Annotated in this window: 19 protein-coding genes and 6 pseudogenes; 19 read left to right on the top strand and 6 right to left on the bottom strand. The window is 64.4% G+C overall.

The window, feature by feature from the left end:
- The first annotated feature begins 267 nt into the window (after positions 1-267).
- Entirely contained in the window at positions 268-1,635 is a 1,368-nt protein-coding gene (locus OYT95_RS39225) for an MFS transporter (RefSeq protein WP_268792964.1), read from the top strand.
- A gap of 365 nt (positions 1,636-2,000) precedes the next feature.
- Here the strand turns inward: OYT95_RS39225 and OYT95_RS39220 are convergent, their stop codons facing one another.
- Positions 2,001-3,476: an MDR family MFS transporter gene (locus tag OYT95_RS39220; RefSeq protein ID WP_268792963.1), complete on the bottom strand. Its 1,476-nt coding sequence runs from the start codon at positions 3,474-3,476 to the stop codon at positions 2,001-2,003.
- Positions 3,473-4,717: an acetyl-CoA hydrolase/transferase family protein gene (locus OYT95_RS39215; protein WP_268792962.1), complete on the bottom strand. Its 1,245-nt coding sequence runs from the start codon at positions 4,715-4,717 to the stop codon at positions 3,473-3,475. Before OYT95_RS39215 ends, OYT95_RS39220 begins: the two co-directional genes overlap by 4 nt.
- Before the next feature lie 175 nt (positions 4,718-4,892).
- On the opposite strand from OYT95_RS39215, the gene OYT95_RS39210 reads away from it, so the two are divergent.
- From OYT95_RS39210 to OYT95_RS39160, 11 genes and pseudogenes are all read left to right on the top strand, one after another.
- Positions 4,893-5,660, top strand: a complete 768-nt coding sequence (locus tag OYT95_RS39210; RefSeq protein WP_268792961.1) for an SDR family NAD(P)-dependent oxidoreductase — start codon at positions 4,893-4,895, stop codon at positions 5,658-5,660.
- Positions 5,661-5,864: 204 nt separating this feature from the next.
- Entirely contained in the window at positions 5,865-7,049 is a 1,185-nt protein-coding gene (locus tag OYT95_RS39205) for a low temperature requirement protein A (RefSeq protein WP_268792960.1), read from the top strand.
- Positions 7,050-7,506: 457 nt separating this feature from the next.
- Positions 7,507-9,000: an aldehyde dehydrogenase family protein gene (locus tag OYT95_RS39200; protein ID WP_268792959.1), complete on the top strand. Its 1,494-nt coding sequence runs from the start codon at positions 7,507-7,509 to the stop codon at positions 8,998-9,000.
- A gap of 40 nt (positions 9,001-9,040) precedes the next feature.
- On the top strand, positions 9,041-10,153 hold the full coding sequence (locus tag OYT95_RS39195) for an NDMA-dependent alcohol dehydrogenase (RefSeq protein ID WP_268792958.1): 1,113 nt from the start codon (positions 9,041-9,043) through the stop codon (positions 10,151-10,153).
- A 63-nt stretch (positions 10,154-10,216) separates the two neighbouring features.
- Positions 10,217-10,750: a cupin domain-containing protein gene (locus OYT95_RS39190; RefSeq protein WP_268792957.1), complete on the top strand. Its 534-nt coding sequence runs from the start codon at positions 10,217-10,219 to the stop codon at positions 10,748-10,750.
- 86 nt (positions 10,751-10,836) lie between these two features.
- Positions 10,837-12,207: an MFS transporter gene (locus OYT95_RS39185; protein WP_268792956.1), complete on the top strand. Its 1,371-nt coding sequence runs from the start codon at positions 10,837-10,839 to the stop codon at positions 12,205-12,207.
- An 82-nt stretch (positions 12,208-12,289) separates the two neighbouring features.
- Positions 12,290-13,228 carry an NADP-dependent oxidoreductase gene (locus OYT95_RS39180; protein ID WP_268792955.1) on the top strand — a complete coding sequence of 313 codons (939 nt, stop codon included), beginning with the start codon at positions 12,290-12,292 and terminating at the stop codon, positions 13,226-13,228.
- 20 nt (positions 13,229-13,248) lie between these two features.
- Positions 13,249-14,721, top strand: a complete 1,473-nt coding sequence (locus OYT95_RS39175) for an aldehyde dehydrogenase family protein (protein ID WP_268792954.1) — start codon at positions 13,249-13,251, stop codon at positions 14,719-14,721.
- Positions 14,722-14,747: 26 nt separating this feature from the next.
- Complete coding sequence (locus OYT95_RS39170; protein WP_268792953.1) at positions 14,748-15,587, top strand: mycofactocin-coupled SDR family oxidoreductase; 840 nt, start codon at positions 14,748-14,750, stop codon at positions 15,585-15,587.
- Positions 15,588-15,719: 132 nt separating this feature from the next.
- Positions 15,720-16,622: an alpha/beta hydrolase family protein gene (locus OYT95_RS39165; protein WP_268792952.1), complete on the top strand. Its 903-nt coding sequence runs from the start codon at positions 15,720-15,722 to the stop codon at positions 16,620-16,622.
- Positions 16,623-16,917: 295 nt separating this feature from the next.
- Positions 16,918-17,139: pseudogene (locus OYT95_RS39160) on the top strand (MmyB family transcriptional regulator); the annotation flags it as partial.
- 81 nt (positions 17,140-17,220) lie between these two features.
- On the opposite strand, the pseudogene OYT95_RS44880 reads toward OYT95_RS39160, so the two are convergent.
- Positions 17,221-17,388: pseudogene (locus tag OYT95_RS44880) on the bottom strand (response regulator transcription factor); the annotation flags it as partial.
- 675 nt (positions 17,389-18,063) lie between these two features.
- On the opposite strand from OYT95_RS44880, the gene OYT95_RS39150 reads away from it, so the two are divergent.
- Positions 18,064-18,507 (top strand): AAA family ATPase, encoded by a 444-nt coding sequence (locus OYT95_RS39150; protein WP_328286596.1) that lies wholly within the window; start codon positions 18,064-18,066, stop codon positions 18,505-18,507.
- On the opposite strand, the pseudogene OYT95_RS39145 reads toward OYT95_RS39150, so the two are convergent.
- A pseudogene (locus OYT95_RS39145) lies at positions 18,504-18,668 on the bottom strand (transposase); the annotation flags it as partial. The gene OYT95_RS39150 and the pseudogene OYT95_RS39145 sit on opposite strands and share 4 nt — an antisense overlap.
- Before the next feature lie 546 nt (positions 18,669-19,214).
- Between OYT95_RS39145 and OYT95_RS39140 the strand changes: the two are divergent.
- Positions 19,215-19,562 (top strand): histone-like nucleoid-structuring protein Lsr2, encoded by a 348-nt coding sequence (locus OYT95_RS39140; protein WP_268792949.1) that lies wholly within the window; start codon positions 19,215-19,217, stop codon positions 19,560-19,562.
- A 52-nt stretch (positions 19,563-19,614) separates the two neighbouring features.
- Positions 19,615-20,363 (top strand): annotated as a pseudogene (locus OYT95_RS39135) (SOS response-associated peptidase).
- 279 nt (positions 20,364-20,642) lie between these two features.
- On the opposite strand, the pseudogene OYT95_RS39130 reads toward OYT95_RS39135, so the two are convergent.
- Positions 20,643-21,548, bottom strand: a pseudogene (locus OYT95_RS39130) (ATP dependent DNA ligase).
- 253 nt (positions 21,549-21,801) lie between these two features.
- Between OYT95_RS39130 and OYT95_RS39125 the strand changes: the two are divergent.
- Together OYT95_RS39125 and OYT95_RS39120 are read left to right on the top strand one after the other, a co-directional pair.
- Positions 21,802-22,068 (top strand): hypothetical protein, encoded by a 267-nt coding sequence (locus OYT95_RS39125; RefSeq protein WP_268792948.1) that lies wholly within the window; start codon positions 21,802-21,804, stop codon positions 22,066-22,068.
- Positions 22,065-22,391 (top strand): annotated as a pseudogene (locus OYT95_RS39120) (hypothetical protein). The gene OYT95_RS39125 and the pseudogene OYT95_RS39120 overlap by 4 nt, the downstream one beginning before the upstream one ends.
- 318 nt (positions 22,392-22,709) lie before the next feature.
- Here OYT95_RS39120 and mihF read toward each other — a convergent pair.
- On the bottom strand, positions 22,710-23,021 hold the full coding sequence (gene mihF / locus OYT95_RS39115; protein WP_005255826.1) for an integration host factor, actinobacterial type: 312 nt from the start codon (positions 23,019-23,021) through the stop codon (positions 22,710-22,712).
- A gap of 157 nt (positions 23,022-23,178) precedes the next feature.
- On the opposite strand from mihF, the gene OYT95_RS39110 reads away from it, so the two are divergent.
- Both OYT95_RS39110 and OYT95_RS39105 read left to right on the top strand, forming a co-directional pair.
- Positions 23,179-23,499: a hypothetical protein gene (locus OYT95_RS39110; RefSeq protein ID WP_037235135.1), complete on the top strand. Its 321-nt coding sequence runs from the start codon at positions 23,179-23,181 to the stop codon at positions 23,497-23,499.
- A gap of 666 nt (positions 23,500-24,165) precedes the next feature.
- Entirely contained in the window at positions 24,166-24,411 is a 246-nt protein-coding gene (locus OYT95_RS39105) for a helix-turn-helix transcriptional regulator (RefSeq protein ID WP_037235132.1), read from the top strand.
- Positions 24,412-25,192: the final 781 nt, after the last annotated feature.

Here is a 25,192-nt window from a genome sequence, read left to right as displayed (position 1 = left end):
GCGGAACCCCAGCGGGCCTACGGGCATTGGGCGGAGAGATCCCAAACGTGAATCCTGTGAGCATCTCCAATGCCGGCCCGAGAGGCCGGCATTGCCAACGCCCTGACCCTTCGGAAGAGTTTAAAAATAGTGCGCACCAACCTGTTTCGACATCGTCTCGCTATCGAATCGAGTGATGCGAAGGAAACCTAACGACCGTTGACATCGCATCATATATAACGCATAGTGCTGTGTGTCACACGTTGCATGGAAGAGAAGAGGCTCGACGTGACCCAGCCACCAAAACCACCCACCGCTGCCGATACTCCGCCAGGTCGGAAGCCGAAGTCCGTCGGCCCCGCCGTGGTGGTCGGTACCGCTCTCGAATTTTTCGACTTCTACCTCTACGCATCGATGGCCGCATTGGTCTTCGGCCCGATCTTCTTTCCGTCGGAGAATTCAGCGGTGAGCACGCTCGCCGCATTCTCGACCTTCGCGGTCGGATTCCTGGTTCGCCCCCTGGGCGGCATCGTGTTCGGAATCCTCGGCGACAAGATCGGGCGGAAGGCGGTGCTCACGTTCACCCTTCTGCTCATGGGCGTGGCAACCGGCCTCATCGGCCTGATCCCGTCCTACGAGACGATCGGAATCGCTGCACCGATCCTGCTGATCGTGTTCCGCCTCCTGCAGGGATTCGGTGCGGGTGCCGAGTTCGGTAGTGCAGTCGCCATGTCCTACGAGCACGCCGACAGCAAGTCTCGCGGCCGGCAGGGAGCATGGCCGGCGCTGGGGGTCAACATCGGTCTGCTAGCCTCCTCGCTGGCAGTGACGGCCGTGACGAGCCTCAGTGACGAGGCTCTGCACGATTGGGGATGGCGGGTACCGTTCCTGTTCAGCTTCGTCCTCGTCGCCCTGGGCTACTGGATGCGCCGAAACCTGCCCGAGACCCCCGAGTTCGAACAGCTCGCGGCCGACGCCCAGACACGGAAGAAGGTGCAACCACTCCGCAATCTGCTCAGAAACCATTGGCGCGGACTGACGGTCGTCGCGGTTTCCACAATCGGGCTCAACAGCATCAGCTACATCTTCAAGACGTTCTCGCTGTCGTATCTCGCCGAGTTCCGTGATGTCGCGGCCAATGTCGGAGCGTTCGGCATCAGCCTGGCCAGCGCCGTCGCGATCGTCACCGTTCCGTTGGCGGGACGGTTCTGTGACGCCGCGGGTGCCCGCCGGGTCATGCTGATCGGAGCAGGTGGCATCGCCGTCCTCGCGTTCCCGTTCTTCTGGCTCCTCGACACCGATCGCCCGATCTACATCTGGGCGGCGCTGATCTTGACTGTCGGCATCGTCCAGCCCACACTGCTGGCAGCATCCGGTTCCTTTCTTGCCCAGCAGTTCCCGGCTGATGTCCGCACGTCCGGTCTCGGTGCCGGGCGAGAAGTCAGTGGTGCCTTCGCCGGCGGCCTCGCTCCGCTTGCGGCACTGACGATGGTCACTCTCTCGCCTACCCACTCCACGTGGGGAGTTTCCATCATCTTCGTCGCGGGCGCCGTCTTCATTGCCGGCTCTGCTCTCGGTGACCAGTTTCGCAATGTCGCCACCCGCGGCGACAGCATCGCCGATCCACAGCAACGGCAGCACGCGAGCGCCCCGTGAGGCGATGCCTGGGCGGCGTGCAAGGCAGCGCAGGCAGTAGCCGCTAACAAGCGGGCCGGGTGCTACGCCGCATTGCCCGCTGTGGACCTGACCGGGTCCGCAGCGGGCAATGAAGCTGCACACGAAGGCGTCGAGGATGTATGGAAACGCGTCGGCCGCGAGAGCGGCGATCAATCGAACAGGTGTCAGCGTCCCGCAGGCGGCCATGTCGCACCGCGGCATCGGTGCAGCGTCGGGCTGTCGCAAGTAGATAATGGGTGATTCTCCGCGATTCGGCTTGCACCGTCCCGATCCGTGGTTTTCCCGTCGGGCGCCGAGCTGCATCCTCGACATCGAACCTCTGGCGGCCCGGCGGCACGAACGACTTACTTGCCTGACACTTTTCGTCCGCGGCGGTCGGACATGCCGTCGGGGATCTCGTGCGGTCGAGATGTGAGCTGCATGTGCCGCGGCAGTATCGATACGGTGACGATCAGCCCGCATGCGGCGAGTGCGAGGCAGACGAACACCGGGTGCAGGGCGGCGTCCAGCCGAGCCGGTGACTGCGGGTCACCGCCCTGCGCTGCGACGAGGGCGCCGCACCCGGCCGCCCCGACAGCCCCACCGATCGAGCGGGCGAAAGTGGTGCAGGAGGTGACGACTCCACGTTCGTGCCGTTCGACGCTCGCTTGTGCGGCGATGATGGTGGGGCTGGTGATGAACCCGAGTCCGGCACCGACGACGAAGCACGCACCCGCGATCTGCCATTCGGCCGTGCTCTCACCGAACAGGACCGTCAGCCCGGCGCCGACGATGGTGATCGCTGTTCCCGCCAACGCTGTGCGGCGAAATCCGATTCGCAGATAGAGCCGCCCGGACTGGCTCGAGGACAGCGGCCACGCCAACGTCAGCGGTGTGAGCAGGAAGCCGCCGGTGAGGGCGGTCGTTCCGAGAACGCTCTGTGAGAACAGCGGGACGTAGGAAGTGAGCTCTGTGACGACCACACCAATGATTGCCGAGGTGAGAACCGTGCCCAGAAGGGTCCGCCGGCCGAGAATCCAGGGCGGCATGATCGGGTTGCGTACCCGCCACTCGACGACCCCGAACAGCAGAAGACAGACCGTGCCGATCGTGACGATTGCGATCCACGTCGTAGACCCCCACACCCAGCTCCGGCCGCCCTCCAGAAGTCCCAGCATTAGAAGCCCGGCCGCGAGGGTCAGCAGCACTCCACCCAGCACGTCCGGTCGCCCGTCCCTCTTCCGTGGGTCCGTACCGTCCTCGCGGAAATTTCGGCTGAGCAGTAGGGCCGCCGCCGCGCAGATCGGGACGTTGACGAAGAAGATCGCCCGCCAGGATCCGTACTCGGCGAACAATCCCCCGACGGCCGGGCCCAGGACGGACGCGGCGGCCCACACACTGGCGATGTATCCCTGCGCTCGTGGCCGCTCGCGCAGGGTGTAGATGTCGCCGGCGATCGTCAGGACCGTGGGTTGCACTGCCCCCGCACCGAGGCCCTGCAGGGCACGGAACGCGATCAGCGCGGTCATGGACTGGGCAAACCCGCACAGCGTCGAACCGAGGAAGAAGATACCGATCCCGAGCAATATGACGGGTTTGCGGCCCACGGTGTCGGATAGTTTGCCGAAGATCGGTGTCGTGACGGCGTGGGACAACAGGTATGCGGAGAACAGCCAGGGAAACTGCTCGAATCCCTTGAGGTCCTCGACGATCGCGGGGACCGCGGTCGCGATGATCGTCGTGTCTAAGGCCACGAGCGCATTGCCGAGCATCAACGCGGTCAGCACTCGCCGTCGGCGCGACCGCTCCTGTGTCTGTGATTCGACTCGTGTCGGGGTCACCGCTCGGTTCGGTGTCCGCGGGCCAGTTCGGCGCGCAGCTTGTCGCGGTGTGCCGGTGCGGCGACGGCGATCAGTTGTTCCGCGCGCTGGGCTGCCGTCGTCGCGCGCAGGTCCGCGACCCCGTACTCGGTGGCGATGATGTCGACGTCGCTCTGAAGTGACGTTGTCGGGCCGTCGAGGTGCGCAACTATGGAGCTCTTGTCACCGGCTGGATTGGTGGCCGGCAGCGCGACGACCGACAGCCCGGATTTCGCCATCCGGGTGGCGCGGAAGGAGTCGACCTGTCCGCCGACTGCGCCGACGTAGAGGCCACCGAGTGATTCCGCGTTCACCTGCCCGAGCAGGTCGACCTGGAGAGCGGAGTTGACGACGATGAACGGGTCGCAGGATGCGAGGGTGTCCGGTGCCAGAAGTTCGTCCAGGTGCACGAAGTCGATACCGGTGTTGCCGTCGACGAAGTCGTACAGTCGCCGGCTCCCGAGTGCCATCCCGGTGGTGCACGACCCGGCCACGCTGATGTCGACGGCACCGGAATCCACCAGATCGAGAACCCAGTCTCCGATCAGGTTGGACCGGATCCGCAATCCTGATCGTTCTCGGATCACCTTGGTGATCTCGGCGGGTATCGCGCCGACGCCCAGCTGCAGACTGGCACCGTCGGGAATCAGGGTTGCCACATTTGCCGCGATGGTCCGGTCGACCTCGGTGGCCGGTCGGGTCGGGGAACCGGGCATCGGGTTGTCGGAAGCGATGGTCGCGGTGATCTGGGATTGGTGGATGCGGCGGGAACTGTTGGTCCGGGGCATGTTCGGGTTGATCTCGGCGAGAACCACGCGTGCCGAGTCGAGTGCGTCGACGAGGTAGCCCACAGTCCCTCCCAGGCTGTGGAAGCCGTCCGCGTCCGCGGGCGGCAACTGGATGAGGACCACGTCGACCGGAAGGGTGCCGTTGCGAATGAACCGGACCACACTCGAGAGATGGCACGGCAGGATCTGGAGTTGGCCGGTGGCCGCCAGCTTCCGCAAGGACCCGTGTGCGGCGTAGGACATCACCGTGGGGTGCCCGTCAGGCACGCTGTGCCAGATGTCGTCGAGAGCGTATCCGCACAGGGCCGTCACGTCGTCGATGTCGCGGGCAGCGTCGAGGAAGCGTGCGACGAGGGTGCGCGGCTCGGCAGTGGCCTCGCCGACGGCGACGAGATCGCCGGGACGGAGGAACTCGGAGATCGAAAAGTCGGGCATGGGGTGTCCTTGTCTGGATAGTTGCTCACGATAGGCCGGAATCGACAGCGCATGAAGTAGCGCGGAAACTCGTAGAGACTACGCATCATATATCATCCATGTTACGGTATTGAGGTTCGTAATTCACGACAAGAGTGCTGGAGGTAGAGCGATGGGTGCCGGTTCGGAGACCGACTTGGATGGAAAGGTTGCACTGATCACCGGAGCGACCAGCGGTGTGGGGCTCGAGACCGCCGTGCGGCTGGCCAAGCGTGGTGCGACGGTAGTGGTGAACGGTCGGTCGGCCGAGCGTGGCAAGGACGCGATGGATCGCCTGCGTGAGGTCTCGGATCATGCGCGCTTCGAGGCAGGTGACTGTGGTGACTACGACAGCATCGCCGAGGTTGCCGGCCGAGTGGTGCGTGACTTCGGGGCCATCGACATCGTGGTCAGCGCCGGGGCGCAGGGGGAGTTCGGACCCACACCCTTCGCGGAGATGACGGGCGATCAGCTCCAGCGTGCCTTCGTATCGCGCTTCTTCCCCCGGATCTACCCCGTGCACGCCGCGGTGCCAGGCCTGCGCGTACGTGGTGGTGCCGTGGTCATGTTGACGACAGATGCGGCCCGGACCCCGACTTCCGGCGAATCCATCATGGGAGCCGCTGGTGCTGGGGTGATCCTGCTGACGAAAACACTCGCGAAGGAACTCTCGCGGTGGCAGATTCGGGTCAACGGTGTTGCGATGACCATCACCTCGGGTACGCCGTCCTGGGATCGGATCTTCGCCACCGAGAGCTTCCAGCAGAAGCTCTTCGACAAGGCATTGAAGCGATTCCCGGCAGGCCGGCCGCCGGCGGTCGAGGAAGTGGCCGACGCTGTCACATTCCTCGCTTCCGGGGAGGCCGGCCAGATCACCGGGCAGACACTCTCGGTGAACGGGGGACTGTCCTTCGGCGGTTGGTGAACCCCGGGATCTCTATCGGGACGGACTCTCCTCCGACGGGATGCACTGCCGGGGCAGGTCCGGCGTGAGGTGGCGTGCGGACCGCACTGTGACAATCGCCTTTCGGCTTCCGTCGTTTGTGGTTGACCGGGTCAGCGGACACTTCATGGGGAAGATGATCCAGAAGACCTGACATGTGGGAACCGGAGTCGCGGGAGGATGTAGATGATGAGCACATCGGGGCCGCGACCTCTGAAGCGTGATCCACGAGATCCGCGCGTCAGTCCCCTCGAGCTGTTCTTCGACCTCGTCTACGTGTTCGGGATCGGGCAGCTGGTGCACCATCTGGTCGAACATCTCACCTGGACGGGACTGGCGCAGACGCTGATGCTGTACGTCGCGGTGTTCCTCGCGTGGTCCTACACGGCGTGGGCCGGTTCCCTGACCGACCCCGACCGGTCACCGGTTCGCATGATGCTGTTGGTGATCATGGTGCTCGGTCTGTTCATGAATGTCGCGGCGCCGGAGGCATTCGGCGAGGCGGGGTGGTTGTTCGTCGCGACGTATCTCACGATCCAGATCGGACGGACGCTCTGGCTGCTGACCACCGGGCTCGACGACGTCATGCGCCGACACTTCCAGCGTGCGCTGGTGTGGCTCGTGGCAACCGCACCGCTGTGGATCATAGGCGCGGTGGTCGACGGTCCCCTCCGATTGGTTCTGTGGGGTATCGCGACGGTGATCGACCTCCTTGGCCTCCTGACCGCACACCCCCTGCCGGGAAAACGATTCCACTCCGAACGCGTCGACTTCGCGGCCGAACATCAATTCGAGCGAGCCCGGCTCTTCTTCATCATCGCGCTGGGGGAAACGGTGCTCACGACCGGATCCTCCGTTGCCGATGCACCCCTGGAACCGATGACCCTTTTCACCGGTGCAGTCGCAGTGATCGGCACCATTGCCGTGTGGTGGGCATATTTCCGCCGTTCCGAACCACGCGCGGTGAGTCAGGTCATTGCCGGCCGGGACCCGGTGCGGACCAGCCGCTATGCCATCAACACTCTCTTGGTAATGGTCGCCGGACTGCTCGCGATCGCGGTCGGGGATGAATTGGTGATCGCGCATCCGACTGGTCACACGGATGCTGTGACCAATGCGTTTCTCTTCGGTGGCCCGTTCCTCTTCTTCGCCGCGCAGACCTGGTACATGCGAGCGGTGATGCGCGATATGCCGATATCGCGACCGATAGCCCTGGCCGCGCTGGTCGTGCTGGCAGCGGCGACACTGCCCGCACCGCCCTACCTGGCGGGATGCGCCGCTCTGGCCGTGGTGCTCGGTGTCGCGATCGCCGACGGACGACGCGCGACGGCCGAGGAAGCGCACGCCGACTCCCTCGACACCGGAGAATGACCGGGGCCGGAGATCTCCGGCCCGTTCGCTATCCCAGCGCCATGGAGTTTGCCGACAGCGCGGACATGGCGGTCGATCTTCGATCGGGCGCTGCCGCACGATGGTGACGCCCCTTCTGCACCCGACGCAGCGCTCGTCTCCCGTCACTTATTCGCAACTTCGGACGTCAACCCGGGCGCGTGGACGTACTCAGCGCACGCTTGGCAGAGCGCCCGCCGCATAGGTTCGCGGCGCCACTCGAATCACGCGTGGAATCCGGAAATCGCTGCGGTGCATCGAGATTCGAGAATACTTGGAAGTCAGGTGAACCGGCAGCGCGAAGCCTGACCTACCTGATTGTTGTGATGGTTGACACACCATCGGAGGCTTGTTACGTTTGCCGCATCATATTTGATCCATGATGCGGCAAGCTGGATCTTACGACGACTAGCCGCTGTCGAGGTCGGAGGTACCTCCGTTGACACCACAAACAATCTGTCCGGTTCAGCCCGGAGACGCCGACCCTGCGTTGGCCCGCGGTGAGTGGCTGCCGTGGATCGATGGCCGCGTCAGCGCCCGGGCGGGCCGGAAACTGCTGCCCGTGCTGGATCCCGCGACCGACAGGGAACTCGGCATCGTTCATCTCGCCGACGAAGACGACGTCGACGCCGCCGTGACCGCCGCGACCCGGGCATTCGAAACCTGGAGCGAGACCCCCGGGCGCGAGCGCAGTCACCTGCTGTGGGCGTGGGCCGAGCTGATCGAGCGCCACGCGTACGAACTCGCCGCACTCGACGTGCTCGAGAACGGGATGCCGGCGAGACAATCGCTCGCCTACGTTCGCTGGGCAGCGGACACCATCCGTGAAACATCGGGGTGGGCAACCAAACTCACCGGTAGGACCAGTGATCAGGGCACCGGCCTCTTCGCGCACACCCTGCGGGTTCCGGTGGGTGTGGTCGGCACCATCTGCCCGTGGAACGCGCCCGCCGCCGCGTTCCTGCGCCAGGTCACGCCTGCCCTCACTGCCGGCTGCACGGTTGTCGGTAAGCCCTCGGAACTGACCCCGTTCACGGCGCTGCGGGTAGCGGAACTGGCCGCAGAGGCCGGCTTGCCGCCCGGGGTCCTCAATGTCGTTCCCGGTGTCGGCTCCGTGGCCGGCGAGCATCTCGCCCGCCATCACGGGGTCGCGCGCATCAACTTCACCGGTTCCACCGCCACCGGGCGCCGCATCGTCGAGGCCTCGGCCACGAACATGAAGCGGATGACGTTGGAACTGGGTGGAAAGTCCCCCGACATCATCTTCGACGACGCGGACCTGTCGGCCGCGGTCGTGGGTGCGGCGGCGGGCATCTTCACGAACGCCGGTCAGGTCTGTGTCGCCGGGTCGAGGTTGTTCGTTCAGGCCGGATGCTACGACGAGGTGGTGGATCGGTTGCAGCAGGAGGCGCGGCGGTTCACCGTCGGACCGGGATTCGAACCGGGCAGCGACATCGGCCCCCTGATCTCGACCAGTCAGCGCCTGCGGGTCCAGGGACACGTCGACGGTGCCATCGAGGACGGCGCCACCGTGGTTCTCGGGGGTAGGTCGGCGGACGCGGGCTGGAACGTCAACGAGAACTTCTATCAGCCGACGATCATCGCCGACGTCACGCCGGAGATGCGCATTGCCCGCGAAGAGGTGTTCGGCCCGGTGGTCAACGTCGTCCGGTTCCAGGACGAGGAGGAGGCACTCGCGCTCGCCAACGGCACGGAGTTCGGTCTCGCCGGCGGTCTCTGGACGGAGAATCTCAGCCGCGCGCACCGTTTCACCCGCCGCATCCGGGCCGGAATGTTATGGGTCAACTGCTATGGCGCGTGGGCCACTTCCCTTCCGCACTCCGGGCAGAAGCAGAGCGGGTACGGCGCTAAGTACGGATTCCAGGCTGTCGCCGAACACACCGAAGAACGAACCGTCCTGATGAAGCTCTGAAAAATACTTCCCCACTGACTCTTTCGATACGGAGACATCCATGAAGACCAAAGCTGCTGTGCTGCTGGAAAACAGCACAGAGTTCGAGATCCGCGAACTCGACATCGACGAACCCGGAGTCGGCGAGGTGCAGATCAAATTCGTCGCCTCCGGACTCTGCCACTCCGACCTGCACCTGCTCGACGGCGACCTCACGCCTAGATATCCCATAGTCGCAGGTCACGAAGGTTCCGGCATCATCGAAAAGGTCGGCCCCGGGGTGACCAAGGTCGCACCCGGCGACCACGTCGTCTGTAGCTTCATCCCGTCCTGCGGAAGCTGCCGTTACTGCTCCACCGGCCGACAGAGCCTGTGTGACCTCGGCGCCAACGCCGTCCTCGGGACCTTCCCCGACGGCGGGACGCGGTACCACGGAGACGGCCTCGACTTCGGCAGTCTCTGCATGCTCGGCACTTTCTCCGAACGTGCGACGCTGTCACAGCACTCCGTCGTCAAGGTCGACGACTGGCTGCCGCTCGAGACGGCAGTCCTGGTCGGCTGCGGTGTGCCGACCGGTTGGGGCACCGCGGTCTACGCAGGCGGTGTGCGCGTCGGGGACACCACGGTCATCTACGGAATCGGCGGAATCGGCATCAATGCCGTCCAGGGCGCGGTCAGTGCCGGTGCGAAGTACGTGGTCGCCGTCGACCCGGTGGCGTTCAAGCGCGAGACCGCCCTGAAGTTCGGCGCCACCCACGCGTTCGCGTCGGCGGCCGAGGCGGCCGAGAAGATCAACGAGATCACCTGGGGTCAGGGCGCAGATCAGGCGCTGGTCACCGTGGGTGTCGTCGACGAAGAGGTCGTGCAGAACGCGTTCGACGCCGTCGGCAGGGGCGGCGTCGTCGTGGTTACCGGGCTGGCCGCACCGGAAAAGCTCACCGTGCACGTGTCGGGTGCCGTGCTGACGAAGTTCGAAAAGACCATCAAGGGAACCATGTTCGGCTCCGGAAACCCGCATTACGACATCGTCCGGCTGCTCCGCCTCTACGACAAGGGCGACCTGAAACTCGACGAACTCGCCACCAAGAACTACCGCCTCGAAGACATCAACCAGGGATTCCGGGACCTGAAGGACGGCAAGCTGATTCGTGGCGTCATCCTTCACGACCAATAGATCCGAGCGTTGTTGACCTATCGACGACTTCCTCACAACCACAACCCCGAGAAAGGGAACACCATGCCTTCCGACCACAAGCAATTCCAGGCCCGGCGCGTCGTGTCCGGCGTCAGCGGCGACGGAAAATCCACGATCGTACTGGACGAGAACACCACCACCCGTGCCGTCACCGACGGATTTACCGTCGCCGACGTCTGGCAGGCCGACACCATTCCGGCGTCGGTAGATGCGAAGGACACCCTCGACGGCACCGTCGCTCTCGCACCTCCGGCCGAGGGTGTCGTCGTGCGGCTCGCGACGTTCCCGCCGGACAGCGAGTGGGATGCGGCGGCGGGCTACGAGAGCGCCCTCGGCGACCTGAAAGCTGGGGACGCCTACACCGCCGACGACGCCATCAGCGGACTGCACGTCACCGAGACCATCGACATTGTCACCATCGTGACCGGCGAGCTGTATGCCGTGCTCGAGGACTCCGAGACGCTCCTGCGACCCGGGGACACATTCGTCCAACGCGGAACCAAGCACACCTGGAGCAACCGGAGTGATCGTTCCGCCACATTCGTCGCCACCATGATTCCCGCGACTCGCGATTGACCAGTGCGGCTGTGGGACTGTCGCGTCCCACCCGGCCCCACGCCAGCACTCATGGCACCGAAACATCGATACGACGAAGGAAGATCATGACGGTATCGCGTGACGCCGAGAGTGCGAGCGGCGCAGTCGGCAGCAGCTCGACAGGAAGACACCGAAGTCCGAACGTCATCGTGGCGCTCTGCTTCGCCGCATTGATCTGCGACGGGTACGACCTGGTCGTCTATGGCGCCACGGTGCCATCGTTGCTGGGGTACGAACGGTGGGGTCTCACCGCAATGGAGGTTGGTGCCATCGGCAGTCTCACCCTCGTGGGAATGCTCATCGGAGCGCTCGCGTCGGGGGCGGCCACGGGACGGTTCGGACCGCGACGGCTATTTCTCGGATCGATGGTGTGGTTCGCGACCGCGATGGGATTGTGCGCCCTCGCGCCTAGCCCCGAGGTCTTCGGGATCCTCCGATTCATCGGGGGCCTCGGCCTGGGCGGATTCGTCCCGGTGTCCGTTGCGCTGATCATCGAGTTCTCACCCCCTAGCCGGCGCCAGCTCAACAACGCTCTGTCCTGCTGCGGGTACTGCCTCGGCGGGATCGCTGCCGCGGTCGCAGGGATCGTCTTACTGCCCGACCTCGGGTTCCGATGGATGTACGCACTGTGCCTCCTCCCGCTTGTCACGGTCTTCCCCCTGGCTCTGCGGTACCTCCCGGAGTCGCCGGCGTACCTCATGAGCCGTGGACGGGTGGAGGACGCCGATGCGATCGCCCACGACTTCGGTGTGGAGCGGATCCATCGAGCATCGAACGAGTCATCCGGGTCCGACTCCGCGTCGATGCGCGCTCTCCTGAAGCCGGCGCACCGGCGTGCAGCCACCCTGTTCACGGTCGCAGCCTTCTGCGGTCTGCTCATCACCTACGGCATCAGCACATGGCTGCCCCAAATCATGAAGCAAGCCGGCTACTCGCTCGGAAGCTCACTGATGTTCCTCCTCGTGCTCAACGCGGGCGCCATGGTCGGAGTCCTCATCGCCTCGACCCTCGCCGATCGACTGGGGTCGCGAAAGGTCAATGCAACGGTGCTGCTGCTCGCTGCGGTATCGATCTTGATGCTCAGCTTCCGGATGCCACTGCCGATGCTGTACGTCTTCGTGGCAATCGCGGGCCTGGGGACGATCGGCACCCAGATCCTGATCATGGGCTACGTGGGCACGGTTTTCAGTGGAACCTTGAGGGCTCCCGCAATCGGACTCACTATTGGAATCGGTCGCGCGGGCGCAGTCGTCGGTCCGATCATTGGCGGGTGGATCGCGGCGTCCACGCTCGGCTACCAATGGAACTTCTACACGTTCTCCGTCTTCGCGGTAATCGGGATGGGGGCGATCCTGCTGGTGTCGGTAGGAACGTCGCGACGCGGCGGAAATCGCGACGCCCACGAATCAGTCCGCTCGGCGATGGCGCCGAATTGAGTGGTGGATTCAGTAACTGGGTCTCCACACCCGGCGGACTATGCGGAATCATGGACGCCGGAGCTGCGCAGCGAGGTATGTCATGAACCGAGCGGTAACGGTCAGCCGTTTCGGTGGACCGGAAGTCATCGAAATAGCAGAGATTCCGATGCCCCACCCAGGACCCGGCGGAGCCCGGGTCAGGGTGGAGGCGGCCAGTGTGCACCCGGTCGATCTCGAGACCAGGGCCGGGCACTACGGCGAGAATACCGAGCTGGCCGGACGATTGGTGTTGGGCTGGGACTATGCCGGTCGCATTGATGCAGTAGGACCCCACGTCGATACCGGACTCATCGGTCTTACCGTAACCGGCTGGCGGTACTGGTTCGACACCCGCGAGGGGACGCAGGCGGACTACATCGTCGTTCCAATCGAATCGGCAACGCCCTGCCCGCCATCGCTATCACCGGCCGCGTTGACGACTCTGCCGCTCAACGGGAACACCGCATTCCAGGCTCTGGAACTGCTGGGGCTACAGCGAGGCGACACACTTGCAATCCTGGGTGCCGCAGGAGGAGTCGGTGGCTTCGCCATGGATCTGGCGGTGCACCGCGGCATCGCCGTTGCGGGTGTCGCCGATGACGGCGACAGAAATTTCATCGAGGGGCGGGGCGGGCATTTCATCTCACGCACCTCGCGTGATGTTGCCGCCGATCTACGGCGGGCACTGCGCGGCCCGGCCGACGCGCTCTTCGCGACCGCACCGGTCGACCGGTCGGTTCTCGCTGGTATCGAGCCCGGAGGTGCGGCTGTGAGCGCGGTCGGGGAGCCTCCGGCGAACAGCGGGCTCGACTGGCGGTTCTTGAACGCCCGCCCGAACACCGATCAGACAGTGGATCTGGTCCGGATGGCCGAGCGCGGCGAGATCGCTCTGCGCGTCGCGGGCACGATTCCGTTCGAGGACGCGGCAGAGGCACACCGCGCCGCCGCGAGACCGGGAACGCGCGGCCGATACGTATTGACATCCACAGAGAGAAGGTAGAGATGGCCACGGTGGCGCACATGCCGCGAGTGGGAATCGTCGGGGCGCGAGGTTCCGTCGTTCCGGAGTCGGGCGAGTACATCCCGATCGAGAACCCGGCAACAGGTCAGGTGTGGGCGGAGGCGTTCGAGTCGTCGGCCGGCCACGTCGACGAGGTCGTCACGACCGCCGGGCAGGTCTTTCGCGAGACGTGGCGAGACATGGCCCCCGACGAACGGGGTCGGCTCGTCCGCCGCTGGGCCGAGCTGATCGCCGAACGGCGTGACGAACTCGCCGACCTCGAGACCGACGACGTCGGTCACCTGCGACGAGAGGCACTCGGCGACGTCGACGGCGGAGCCCGCTGGCTGACGTACTACGCGGGAATGGCCGACAAGATCGAGGGCCGATCGTTCGCGCAGTATCCGGACCGCGTCGCATATCAGGCGCGGGAACCGTACGGCGTCGTGGCCGGGGTCAACCCGTTCAACGGCAACCCGATGATGTTCGGCTGGAAGGCCGGGCCGGCGCTGATTGCCGGGAACTGCTTCGTGCTCAAGGCGCCAGAGATTGCGCCGATGTCATCGTTCCGGATGGCGGAACTCGCGCTCGAGGCAGGGATTCCGCCGGGTGTTGTCAATGTGGTCACCGGGCGCGGCGAGATCACGGGCCGCGCGTTGACTGAGCACCCGGAGATCGGAATGCTCGTGTTCACGGGAAGCCCGGAGGCATCCCGGGCGGTGATCGCACAGTCTGCGGCGACCATCACGCCGCTGAGCCTCGAACTCGGCGGTAAGAGCGCCGTAATTCTGCTCGAGGATGCCGATCTCGACACGGCGATTCCGTCGATCCTGCATTCGAACTTCGTCAAGAGCGGGCAGAGTTGCGCAGCGGGATCGCGCATTTTCGTGCCCGACGCGTTGTATGACGAGGCGGTGAACCGGATCGAATCGCTCGCCCGGTCGATCCGGGTAGGCCCGCCGCGCGATCCAGCGTCGCAGATGGGCGCGCTGATCAGCGGACGGCAACTCGAGCGGGTGGACTCGATCGTCACGTCCGCTGTCGGTCAGGGCGCGACCCGGCTGGCGGGTGGCTGTCGAGCGGACGAGGGGGCACTGGGTGAGGGGTACTTCTATCGCCCCACCGTCCTCATAGACGTCACTGATGACAACATCGTCGCCAGCACAGAGGTATTCGGCCCGGTCGCCAGCGTGCTGCGGTACTCCGACATCGACGAGGTTCTCGCTCGGGCGAACGGAGCACGGATGGGGCTCACGGCCCAAATCTGGGGCAACGACGCGCGCGCCATCCAATATCTGGCACGGAACCTGGAAGCGGGCACAGTGTGGGTGAACACCTACCGAGCCATCCATCCGACCGTTCCTTTCGGTGGGATGAAGGAAAGCGGATACGGCCGCGAGAACGGATTCGACGCTATCGACCTCTATACGCGATCCAAAGCCGTGGTGTGGGACCTGAATGAGGAACGAACCCTCCCGTACGGCGCGCGTTGACAGAAACTTCGACGGAAAGGAAACGAGTGGCTCACACACAGGGGCGAGTGTCCGGCAAGGTGGCGCTCGTGACCGGAGCGGCGCGGGGACAGGGCCGCAGCCATTGCGTGCGGCTGGCGCAGGAAGGGGCAGACATCATCGCGATCGACATCTGCCGGAACGTCGACACGATCCCGTATGCACTCGGCGCCGAGACCGATCTCGCCGAGACCGTCTCGCTCGTGGAGGAAAGTGGCGGACGAATCTTCGCTCGTCGCGCGGACGTCCGGGACCGGGAAGGGTTGACCGCGGTCGTCGACGAAGGTGTGGCACGTTTCGGTGCCCTGGACATCGTCAGTGCCAACGCGGGGGTGATGTCACCGGCCCGAACGCTCGAACTGACTTCAGAGATGTGGCAGGACCTGCTCGATGTGAATTTGGTGGGTGTCTACAACACCTGCGCCGCCGCGATCCCTCATCTCATCGCCGGCAAGGGTGGATCCATCGTGCTCACCAGTTCGTGCTCCGGCCTACGTGGTACCCCAAATTTGGCCCACTATTCGGCGGCCAAGCACGGCGTCGTGGGATTGATGCGCACGCTCGCCATCGAGCTTGCTCCCGAATTCATCCGGGTAAACACCATCCACACCACAATCGTCCCGACAGGAATGGGATTAAGCGATGCCGTCCTAAAACTGTTCCGACCGGACCTCCCCCGGCCGACGGTGGAGGACGCGCGGGCCGGGTTCGCCCAGCAGAACTTGATCCCCGTGCCCTGGGTGGAACTCGACGACGTCTCGAACGCGCTGCTCTTCCTTGCCTCGGACGAGTCGCGGTACATCACCGGCGTGGCGCTGCCGGTCGATGCCGGCTCCATGGAGAAATGAGGAACTGGTTAGGCCTTCAACCGATGCCTGGCGTCTCGCGCTCCGCGAGACATGTAGAACATCTGAATCAGCGATGCCGGGATGGGTGCTACCGCGACGCCACCGGTCCCGGCAACATAGGAGTGAACTCCCGTGACCGATAACAAATCGAACGAAGTGATCGACGGCCTGGCAGACTTCTTCGCCACGTCGTACAGAACGCCGATCTTTCGGCGCCCCGACGAGGTCGGCCTGGACTACGAGGATGTCTTTTTCCCCTCCCTCGACGGCGTGCCCCTCGAGGGCTGGTTCATGCCAGCGGAGTCCGATCGCCTCGTCATCTGCAACCACTTCATGCCAGGGAATCGATACGGCTATCCGGGACACCTGGAACCATGGACGAACTTCGGCGGCTTCGAGGTCAGCTTCCTGCCGCAGTACAAGGCTCTCCACGACGCCGGCTACAACGTCCTGGCGTACGACCTGCGCAACCACGGGCTCAGCGGCTCAGGAAACGGCGGCACCGTCGGCATCGGTCTCCTCGAGTATCGAGACGTGATCGGATCGCTGCGATACGCGAAATCACGCAAGGACACGTCGAATATGAAAACCTCGCTTCTCAGCGTATGCCTCGGTTGCGACTCGACGATCGTCGCCATCGACAAACATCCCGACGAGTTCAGCCACATCAAGTCACTGATCGCACTGCAGCCGGTTTCTGCACGCCCATTCATCGAACGCGCATCCGAGGACGCCGACATCGACAATGGGCCCGAGTTGTTCGACGCGGCGATCCACAAACGCACCGGCTTCCATATCGACGAGCTGTCGCCGATCGAGCATGCCAAATCGGTACAGCTGCCCACGCTCGTGGTGCAAGTACACGAGGACTCCCTCACGAAGCCATCCGACGTTCAGACCATCTACGACAACATCGCGGCGCAGGACAAGAAGCTGTTCTGGATCGAGGACACCACCGAGCGGTTCCGGGGCTACAACTATTTCGGTGCGCATCCCGAACTTATGCTCGAGTGGTTCGATTCGCACATCGATTAGTTCAACACGGCAGTAGTCAGCAATGTCGAAGTCTTCCTTCTCGGAGGAGTTCGGCACGAACCAGTGCTGACGACCCCACTCACGCCTCATCTCCACACCACAGCCTCGTGCGCGCGCCGGCCACCCAGTGCTCTAGGTGCCCGGCGCGCGCCACGACCGGGATGTCCAACTTCGCTGGAACGACGCCTGAACGTCTTCCGGCACCGCATCTACAGCGGCAGGTGCGCCAACGGTCGCCCAGCCCGCGCAGATGCTCGACTGGTTCGATACCCACTTCGCCTGACAGTGGTGGGCGTTACACGACGTCGCTTATAAAACGTTCGGCACCAAACAATTTCACCATGCTGTGGCCGGTGATCTGACGTTGGATTGGCAGATGCTCACCTGCCCACACGACCCCGATCAGTCGATCATGGTCATGACGGCACCACCCGGATCACCTTCCCAGCAGGCTCTGCGCCTTCTCATCTCGTGGGCTACCGAGAGTGGAGATGCGCGCCACAGCGTGCAGCCGTAGGAACAAGTAGCACAAGCAAAGGCTCGAACGACGGGTTTCGCAACAACAGCGCTAGCAATGCCCGTATGAGTTGCGTCGGTTCTAGTCGTGCGTTCGGTCCACGACCCAGGCCGCGACCTGCGTCCGGGAGTTGAAGCCCAGTTTGGCCAGGATGTGCTCCACATGCCCTTGCGCGGTGCGAGGGGAGATCACCAGACGGGCAGCGATGGCCTGATTGGTCAGGCCATCGGCGATCAGGGCAGCAACTTGGCGTTGGTATGCAAGTACGCATGCCAGTGAGGGATGCATAGCTAGGAGTGCCGCTTGGTCGCCCTCGAGGCTTGATCGCAGCCGTGGGGCGCTCTCGCTGATCACGGTGGGACTCCACGCGGGCCGCATGCAAGTGATCGGCTGTGTCTTGCTGCGCCCATGGACGGCCGGGACGGGGGGGTAACACTCGGCCGATAACGGTGATTACGTCAACTAATTTCCTGAAAGCGCACTACGGCAATAGTTTTGGCAAAACCAATAGCAGCCACGGGCTGGGAACTCGCTTTGTGAGACGCGCAAGCGTGAAGCAGACCTCCGGCCGGCGATCGCCGAGGTGGGGGCCGCGTCATGAAGCGCGGGAATCTGAGCGGTTACAGGCACTGGCATCTTGCCACCGCGCCGATCGGTCCTCTGATGCAAACCCGGCGTCTAGTTGACATAATAATCGTTCTCGGCACTGTGGGATTGATTGTCTTCCAGCCTATTTGATGCATTTCCCGCCTGCGGCCTGCGCGTTAGGCACGTAGACGTGCGGCTGCAAGCGACCTAGGGCGTGTTGATCAAGTCCGATCGGATCCAGATCAGCGATGAGCGGAGCTGTGAGTCTCAACGTCAGTGGCGGAGCGTAACCTCGGCCCGGTGGCAGTGAACAAGATCCTAGGATCCCGCGTCGTGATGATGTGCGGGCCAGGTGGTGCAGGAAAGACCACCTACGCCAAGCGGCTGGAGCGAGAGGGCTGGACGCGTTTGTCATTCGAGGTGGAGTTCTGGGATCGCGGAATCACGACGATGCCCTCCGCCGAGGTGGTCGTCGAGGTGGCAGCGGACCTGAAGGCGCGCTTGCTGCGCCATGTCGCGGCGGGGAACGATGTCGTGCTCGACTTCGGATTCTGGTTCCGGCGACAACGCGATGAGTTCCGCGCACTGCTCGCACCCCAGGGCATCGTGCCGGAGACTGTTTACATCGCGACGAGTCTTGAGACCATCCTGAACCGAGTCGGTGACCGATACGGCAGGTGGGCGGACGATTGGCCGCTCACCGAGCAGACGGCGACTGAATACTTCGAGAGGTTCGAGCCGCCGACGCCCGAGGAGGGACCGCTCGAGGTGGTCCGCTAGGCCGCGTGAGTCAAGTCGGTCTTGATCCAGATCAGCGTGGCGGCGAGGGTGATCGCGGCACGGTAGGCGCGGGCGGTCTTGTCTGAGCGCATCGCAATGCCTCGCCATTGCTTGAGCTTGTTGAAGCACCGCTCGACGACGTTTCGGCCCTTGTGCCGCTCCTTCTGCTCGTCGCCGAATCGGAGAGCTAGGAAACGCCATTGCACCATCACCGTTCACACAGGCACATCCCATCTTCCACTTACGACTGCATGCTCTTCCGAACGTGACTGTTCATCGGCCATAGCCTCCCGTTCGGAGGATTGATAGGAACCGGTCTGTTTGTAGTCTCCTCGCACGAACCAGTGATGTCACCGATCGTTAGACACTCGAAGCGCGGCCGGACTAACTAGTGGCTTCGTCACCGTGACTCTCCTTAATCCCTACCCATCGGAGAGGGGGTACCGCGGCAGGGCGCGGACCGCGCTGATGCACCGATTCCTGAAGCCCCCGGCCGTTGCAAGTACCCGATGCTCGGCGAGGCTGAGCGGACCGGACTGTCCGGCTGGGTCTCGGAGAGAACCCACTCTGCCGCGCCTGACCTAAGACGGTCGGAGGGCCATAGTTCTCGCAGGCCTATGGCCCATAGTGCATGCTGACCCCGCAGGGTTCCCGTTTCTGCCAGTACTCTCATCTGGTCCGTATCGGAGTGCTGAGGAGTGACATCTGTGGCACGCAAGGTCGTAGTAGAGCTGGCCGACGACATCGACGGCACCGTCTTCGGTGAGGACGGCGAAAGCATCAGCTATGCAGTCGACGTCGTCGAGTACGTGATCGATCTTAAGGACGAGCACGCGAAGGAACTCCGAGAGACTTTTGAGTACTACATCGCCCACTCCACCCGGGTCGGCGGCCGCAAGCACCGCTCGGACCGACCGGTCAACGCGACTGCCGGGAAGCGGCCATCGGGTGAGACGAAGAAGATCCGCGCCTGGGCGCTCGAGCAGGGCTACGAACTATCGTCCCGCGGTCGCATCCCTACCGAGATCGAGCAGGCATTCCACGACGCCCACTGAACATGCGCGGCGCCTTCCCCGTCGCGGTGGTCGGTCGTGGCAGGCTATCGGTATGTGTGGTCGCTACGCATCGACGACGAGCCGGGGAGCGCTGCTCGAGACCTTCGAGATCGACCCTGAACGGGCCGACCCAGAGATGGCGCCGGACTACAACGTGGCACCTACGAAGACCTCCCCGGTTGTGATCGCCCGCGTACCGAAGGACACCGACGAGCAGCCTCAACGACAACTCCGCAACCTCACATGGGGCCTGACACCGTTCTGGGCGAAAGATCCGAAGATCGGCTCACGCATGATCAACGCCCGCGCCGAGACCGTGCATGAAAAGCCCGCGTACAGGCAGTGTTTCAAGTCACGGAGGGCACTCGTGCCGGTGTCCGGGTTCTACGAGTGGTTCCCGACCGAGGAGGTCGGCAAGTCCGGGAAACCGCTCAAGCAGCCGTACTACACCACCCGGCCGAGAGCGAAATTCTCCCGTTGGCCGGCATCTTCGACTTCTGGCGCAACCCCGACGTCCCCGACGACGATCCGGACGCCTGGCTGGTCACATTTTGTGTGATCACGACCAACTCCACCGACGATGTGGGGCATATCCACGATCGGATGCCGATGAGCGTGGCCCCGGAGAATTGGGCGGACTGGCTCGACCCGACCAACACCGACGTCGAGTACGCCCGATCCTTGATGGCACCACCGGCGCCGGGAAGCCTCGACACCTACCCGGTGTCCAAGGCCGTCAACAATGTCAGAAACAACGGCGAAGACCTGCTGAAGCCGATCACCGTCGAGGACGCCCACTGACCACTGGTGTGACCCGCGCAAGCACTGTGCACGGTCGAAGGCCACACCGGTTTCGGAATACCACCCGATGGACCACTGTTGAAGAGGTTGACGGTGGCGGACATACCCCGGGTACCACACCAGAAAAGTCGCTGCGAGCGACCACTTGCCGAGAGGCGATATGGCGTCACCGTCCCCTTGACCGGGCAAGACCTACATTGCGTAGCGTTCCCGGGAAGGAAACGGAGCCGCTGTCACCGGGGAAGGCGACAGCGGCTCCCCTTGCTCGGATACGTTCCGTCACAGCAAATTACGGGTGATCGACGCCGGATCGAGGTCTCCTCGCTGCCCCTTGAAACTGGGATGCCGAAGCCCGCCCGGCTGGTATTCGCGTACGCGACGTCCACGACAATCACCGGTTCGACCCAGCGCACGATCCCGTGCTCCTCCGCGGCCGCGGCATCGGTGCCGAGTGGGCTGGTGCGGCGTTCGAGGGTGGCCAGCTTCTCTTGGAGCTGGCGGCGCACGGCCATGGTAAACCCGGTCCCGACATTGCCCACGTAGCGAAGAATGCCCTTGTCGTCGTAGGCGCCGAGGACGAGTGAGCCGACCATGTTGCGCTGTGCACCCCCGCCCGCGATCCAACCAACAATCAGGCAGGAGCTCCTCGTGCGAAGGAGAACCTTCCGCCACGACCGGGTGCGCTGACCCGGTAGATAGGGTGACCCCACGCATTTGAAAACCGCGCCCTCCATCCCGGAATTCCGGGCGGCCTCCAGAATGACGGCACCGTCCACGCCTTCCCAGTGCGGCAAGATCTGCACGGGCACGCCGACCCCGCGCAGCTCGTGACCGAGGTCGGTGAGAGCGGCACGGCGCTCCCGATACGGCGCCGCCATCAGATCGCCACCGTCGGCACAGAGAACTGTTGACCGGACTGTAGGTGACCGGCACCTGCCTCCGCAGGGCCGTGGTCGGGCGCAGGGTATCCATCCGCTTCTGCAACCGCGCGAACGACGGCCGACCCTGGACAAGTGCCACGACCTCGCCGTCGAACACGATGCGGCCGCGGCCGCCGAACACCTCGCTCAGGCCCTCGGCCACCTCCGGGTACGAGGAGGTGACGACGTTGAGGTTGCGGGTCCACAACATCGGCGGCTCGCCGCCGCCGACCGCAGCCACGAGGCGGCACCCGTCGTACTTCATTTCCGCCGCCCAGCCGCCGCCCATTGCCTCCGGGAGCTCACCCGGAGTGGCCAACATCGGCGCAATCAGCCGCATGGGCTGATTGTGCGCCCATGTCCGCAGCTGAGACGACTCTTCCGGTTCTCACGGCGCCGAGAGTGCGACATGACCACACGACCGTCCTCGACCCGCCGGCCTGCTCGGCCACCGCCGGCATGGCACCCTATCCGTCAAGACTTCACGCCCGCGAACTTCGGAAGGACCCGCGCCACCCATGACCACCTGGACCCTCTGGCTCGGCGCCCTGCTGGTCGTCGGCGGCTCAACCGCCCAGATCAAACACCAGGCCGAAGTTGCACGCGCACTGTGGGTGCTCGCCGTGCTCGCCTTCGTGGCCACGGCGGTCTGGGCGATAACCGCCTCCGAGATCTCGCTGCCCCTGCTGCTCACACTTGTGGGCGCGATCGCGGCGACCTGTGCCCTGGTCGTGGTGACCAAGGAACCGGCAAAGGCGCCGGCCGCGCGACGGGGCGCCGAATGATCACTGCGGTCTGCGCCGGCGTCCTCGGCGTCCTGCTCGCCAGCTCCGGCCTGGCGGACCGGTGGCGTGGAAGCCGATCGGAGTAGGCGCGGATCGCCGAGATCACGGCCAGCCTCGACCGTTTCCAGTGGTTGGTGCTCGAAGACCTCGCCGAAGCACGCCACAATGTTCTGCACCGAGACCGCACATCAGCGAACGACGAGAGTCGGGCGTTCATTACGGCCCGCGAGCGCGCCACCCGGGTCGGGATCCCGGACGAGGTGGCGGTGTACCGCCTGGCTGACCGGCTCATCCGGGAACGGGACCAGCAACCGCTGAGATAGACCATCGCACAGCGGATCGGACACGGAAGAGTCCGAAGCGTCCGTACGTACCGATCAGGTTCGTCAGGCGCGGCCCAGTAGGTGCAGGAGACAGCAGATCGATCTTCGGCTCGGACCATCCGCCGCTGAAAGCAAAGAGCAACAGGCCGCCACACCAATCTGCGGAACCCCGCAGATCAGGACCAGGAACGAGTCACCGGTCTGGGCAGTGAGTGGCGACCTGTTGCTCGTCGCGATCGTCACAGTAGATCGTCCCACCGACATTTAGCCTCGGAGGGAGTCCGCAGGCGGGCCGAACGTCCGACCACCGCGAGCAACTCAGGCGATGATGCCCAGAAGCGCGTGCCGCTGATTCGTCCCGAGACCGCCAATCCTCCGGGTCTCGGCGATTGACAACTCCTCGAGGATCTGCGCCGCCCTCACCGGACCGACACCGGGAAGCGCCTTCACCAGAGCCGAGACCTTGGTCTTCTTCGCAACCTCGTCGGTCTCCGCCTTCGCGAGCACATCGGAGACCGTGAGCTCACCGGCCTTGACCGCAGCGAGAAGTTCCCCGCGCGCCTTCCGGGCCACAGCGGCCTTCTCCAATGCTTCAGCGCGCTGCTCGGGCGTCAGAACGGGCAATGCCATCAAGGGACTCCTTACTGCTCTGACCGGCCCAGATCAGCCGGCCTCCAATGGGGATCGCGCCATTGACGTAGGCGCCGACGTAGGGCGACGCCAGCGGTCGGCGCTTCCCTCGCCGACCGCTGGCGGCGTAATCAAGGGTAACACTAGAGTCGAATATATGTTCGAACGATGGAGAGCCGTGTACGACCCGAAACCCTGGCGGGAAGTGCGCCCACCGCGGCCGGTGACCATCGACGTCTCTGCCGCAATGGCTCACCACGGTGGCCGCGCCGCGAACGACCTTCCCCTTCGAGTCCGCGCCGAGGGACTCGACCTCGACGTCCGAGTCCCGGGGATGCTCCATGCCTGGGCACGCACCTCTCGCGGAGAATGGCTCGCATCGTGCACCTTCACCATTCCCACCGGCAACAAGTTGGGAAGTCTCGAGGTCACGCACTGGTGCCCCGCAGCGGCCGTCACCGCCGCCGACCAGGAATGACCCCCACCACCACTTGCCGGACATCGAGTGCGCAACCCAGGTATGCCGCGCTGGTCGAAGCAACCGTGGCTGGCTACCCGGATCCGAAATCAACCGCCTCCTGACTCGACTCGACATCGACGGCAGCGCAGCAAATATGGCAGGAACGATCCACTCGATGATCCCGACCGCCGTTCGTACGCGCCCGGCATCGAGTCCCCAGCCACGCGGAGGTGCAGTCCGGCGTGACCTGGGGCGCGAGATGCCTACCATCTCCTCGTCCGGGAGATCGGCAACCTCAGGAAGCGTGCTGTCCCGGATCCGCCTGACCCCGAGACGTAATCGTCCCGGGCGGTCACTAGACTTATGGGCGTTCTGGTGAACATCCCCCCAATTTTGTTTCCAGAACACCCCCCTGTGGCCCGGCATCACCCCCCCGATGCCGGGCCACACCCCTGCGGTAGCGACGACGAAAACATCGGCCCTACGAGTGGGATCCGATCGTATGGACCGATACCGGACCCCCGGACGCGTGCGTGGCATTACAGCATGCCGTTGTAGGGTCATTCCGAGGAAAGTTCTGCACCGCCCGGCGTCGTATCGCAGCCGGTCCGCCGGGTCGACCGCCGGGCTGCAACCGAACCACCGCATCGTCGACGGGCGATGAACAGGAAGGGCTCTCACCAGATGGCCAACCCACATCGACTGACCACCGATCAGGTCATCGACCTGATCAAAGAGGAAACCGGTACCGAGCTGTCGGTCTCGACGTTCCGCGGATACGTCTCCCGAGGGCAAGCGCCGGCGCCGGTGGAGAAGATCGGCCGCACGCCGCTGTGGAAGCGCTCGGAGATCGTCGAGTGGGCGAACAACAGGCCGGGCCAGGGCGCGCGCACCGACATCCGCAAACCGCGCCGGCGCCGCGCCGAGTGAGCATTTTTCCTTCTTGCGACATCGAGTACCTGGACTTCGGTCTGCGGGGGTTCGCCCACGCCTGAAGGTTGGGCCGCATTACGCCAGCGGAGCCCTGCCGGGGGAGTGGCGGTGGGTGCAGGCGGGGGTGGGCGCATACCCTACGTGCATCCGGCCCAACAGATCTTGATGTCGCACGTGTAGGTCGAGAGTGCCTCTGCGGCTTCATGGGTCGGTCGTCTGTCGTGATGAACTGAAGGGGCGGTGCGGCGCGAGTTGCATCACGGTGACGAAAGTGGCGAGAGTTGGCGTGTGCGTTGGGTCGTCTGGTGAAAAGTCGGTTAGCGCAGTTGTAAGGTTCCTCAACGGATTCCGTCGGCGGCAGCTCGCAACAGGGGTGCTGTGCACGACCTGATCTTCGGAAGTTGCGCGATGCAATCCTAGCTAGCGTAGCTAGCAGTGATGTTGTTTGCCGGCATCACTACCGGGCCGACCACCTCGAAAGTCGTTTTCGTGGTCAGTAATGCTGTGGGTAACTGGTCGGTGCCATCGACGGGATTGTGTCCGTCGATCCGGGCGAGAGCATCAGTTGCACGGCCGAGGGGTCGGGTATCGGTGTCAATGACAAGTGCCCCAGCGAGTTCGGCGAAACCCTCCACGCATCTTCGAAGAGTGCCGGGCGTGCGTGCCGCTCATCACGTGGCCGCATCCGCGCCGAGATCTGCCCCTCGCGCTCCGGCACTACCCGTCTGGAGATCGCTCACAGACCGAGCGGCGCCGACTGACGTCGGGCGTGGTCGGT

The sequence above is a fragment of the Rhodococcus sp. JS3073 genome, assembly GCF_026810085.1.
In the GTDB taxonomy this organism is placed as follows: Bacteria; Actinomycetota; Actinomycetes; order Mycobacteriales; family Mycobacteriaceae; genus Rhodococcus_F; species Rhodococcus_F wratislaviensis.
The sequence above is the reverse complement of the archived record's forward strand: the minus strand, read 5'-3'. Positions and strand labels throughout refer to the sequence as shown.

Bases quoted from the DNA above. Each gene is read 5' to 3' on its own strand.
- OYT95_RS39215 (WP_268792962.1), bottom strand. From the start codon at position 4,717: ATGCCCGACTTTTCGATCTCCGAGTTCCTCCGTCCCGGCGATCTCGTC.
- OYT95_RS39205 (WP_268792960.1), top strand. From the start codon at position 5,865: ATGATGAGCACATCGGGGCCGCGACCTCTGAAGCGTGATCCACGAGAT.
- OYT95_RS39195 (WP_268792958.1), top strand. From the start codon at position 9,041: ATGAAGACCAAAGCTGCTGTGCTGCTGGAAAACAGCACAGAGTTCGAG.
- OYT95_RS39190 (WP_268792957.1), top strand. From the start codon at position 10,217: ATGCCTTCCGACCACAAGCAATTCCAGGCCCGGCGCGTCGTGTCCGGC.
- OYT95_RS39185 (WP_268792956.1), top strand. From the start codon at position 10,837: ATGACGGTATCGCGTGACGCCGAGAGTGCGAGCGGCGCAGTCGGCAGC.
- OYT95_RS39180 (WP_268792955.1), top strand. From the start codon at position 12,290: ATGAACCGAGCGGTAACGGTCAGCCGTTTCGGTGGACCGGAAGTCATC.
- OYT95_RS39175 (WP_268792954.1), top strand. From the start codon at position 13,249: ATGCCGCGAGTGGGAATCGTCGGGGCGCGAGGTTCCGTCGTTCCGGAG.
- OYT95_RS39150 (WP_328286596.1), top strand. From the start codon at position 18,064: ATGATGTGCGGGCCAGGTGGTGCAGGAAAGACCACCTACGCCAAGCGG.
- OYT95_RS39125 (WP_268792948.1), top strand. From the start codon at position 21,802: ATGACCACCTGGACCCTCTGGCTCGGCGCCCTGCTGGTCGTCGGCGGC.
- mihF (WP_005255826.1), bottom strand. From the start codon at position 23,021: ATGGCATTGCCCGTTCTGACGCCCGAGCAGCGCGCTGAAGCATTGGAG.
- OYT95_RS39110 (WP_037235135.1), top strand. From the start codon at position 23,179: ATGTTCGAACGATGGAGAGCCGTGTACGACCCGAAACCCTGGCGGGAA.
- OYT95_RS39105 (WP_037235132.1), top strand. From the start codon at position 24,166: ATGGCCAACCCACATCGACTGACCACCGATCAGGTCATCGACCTGATC.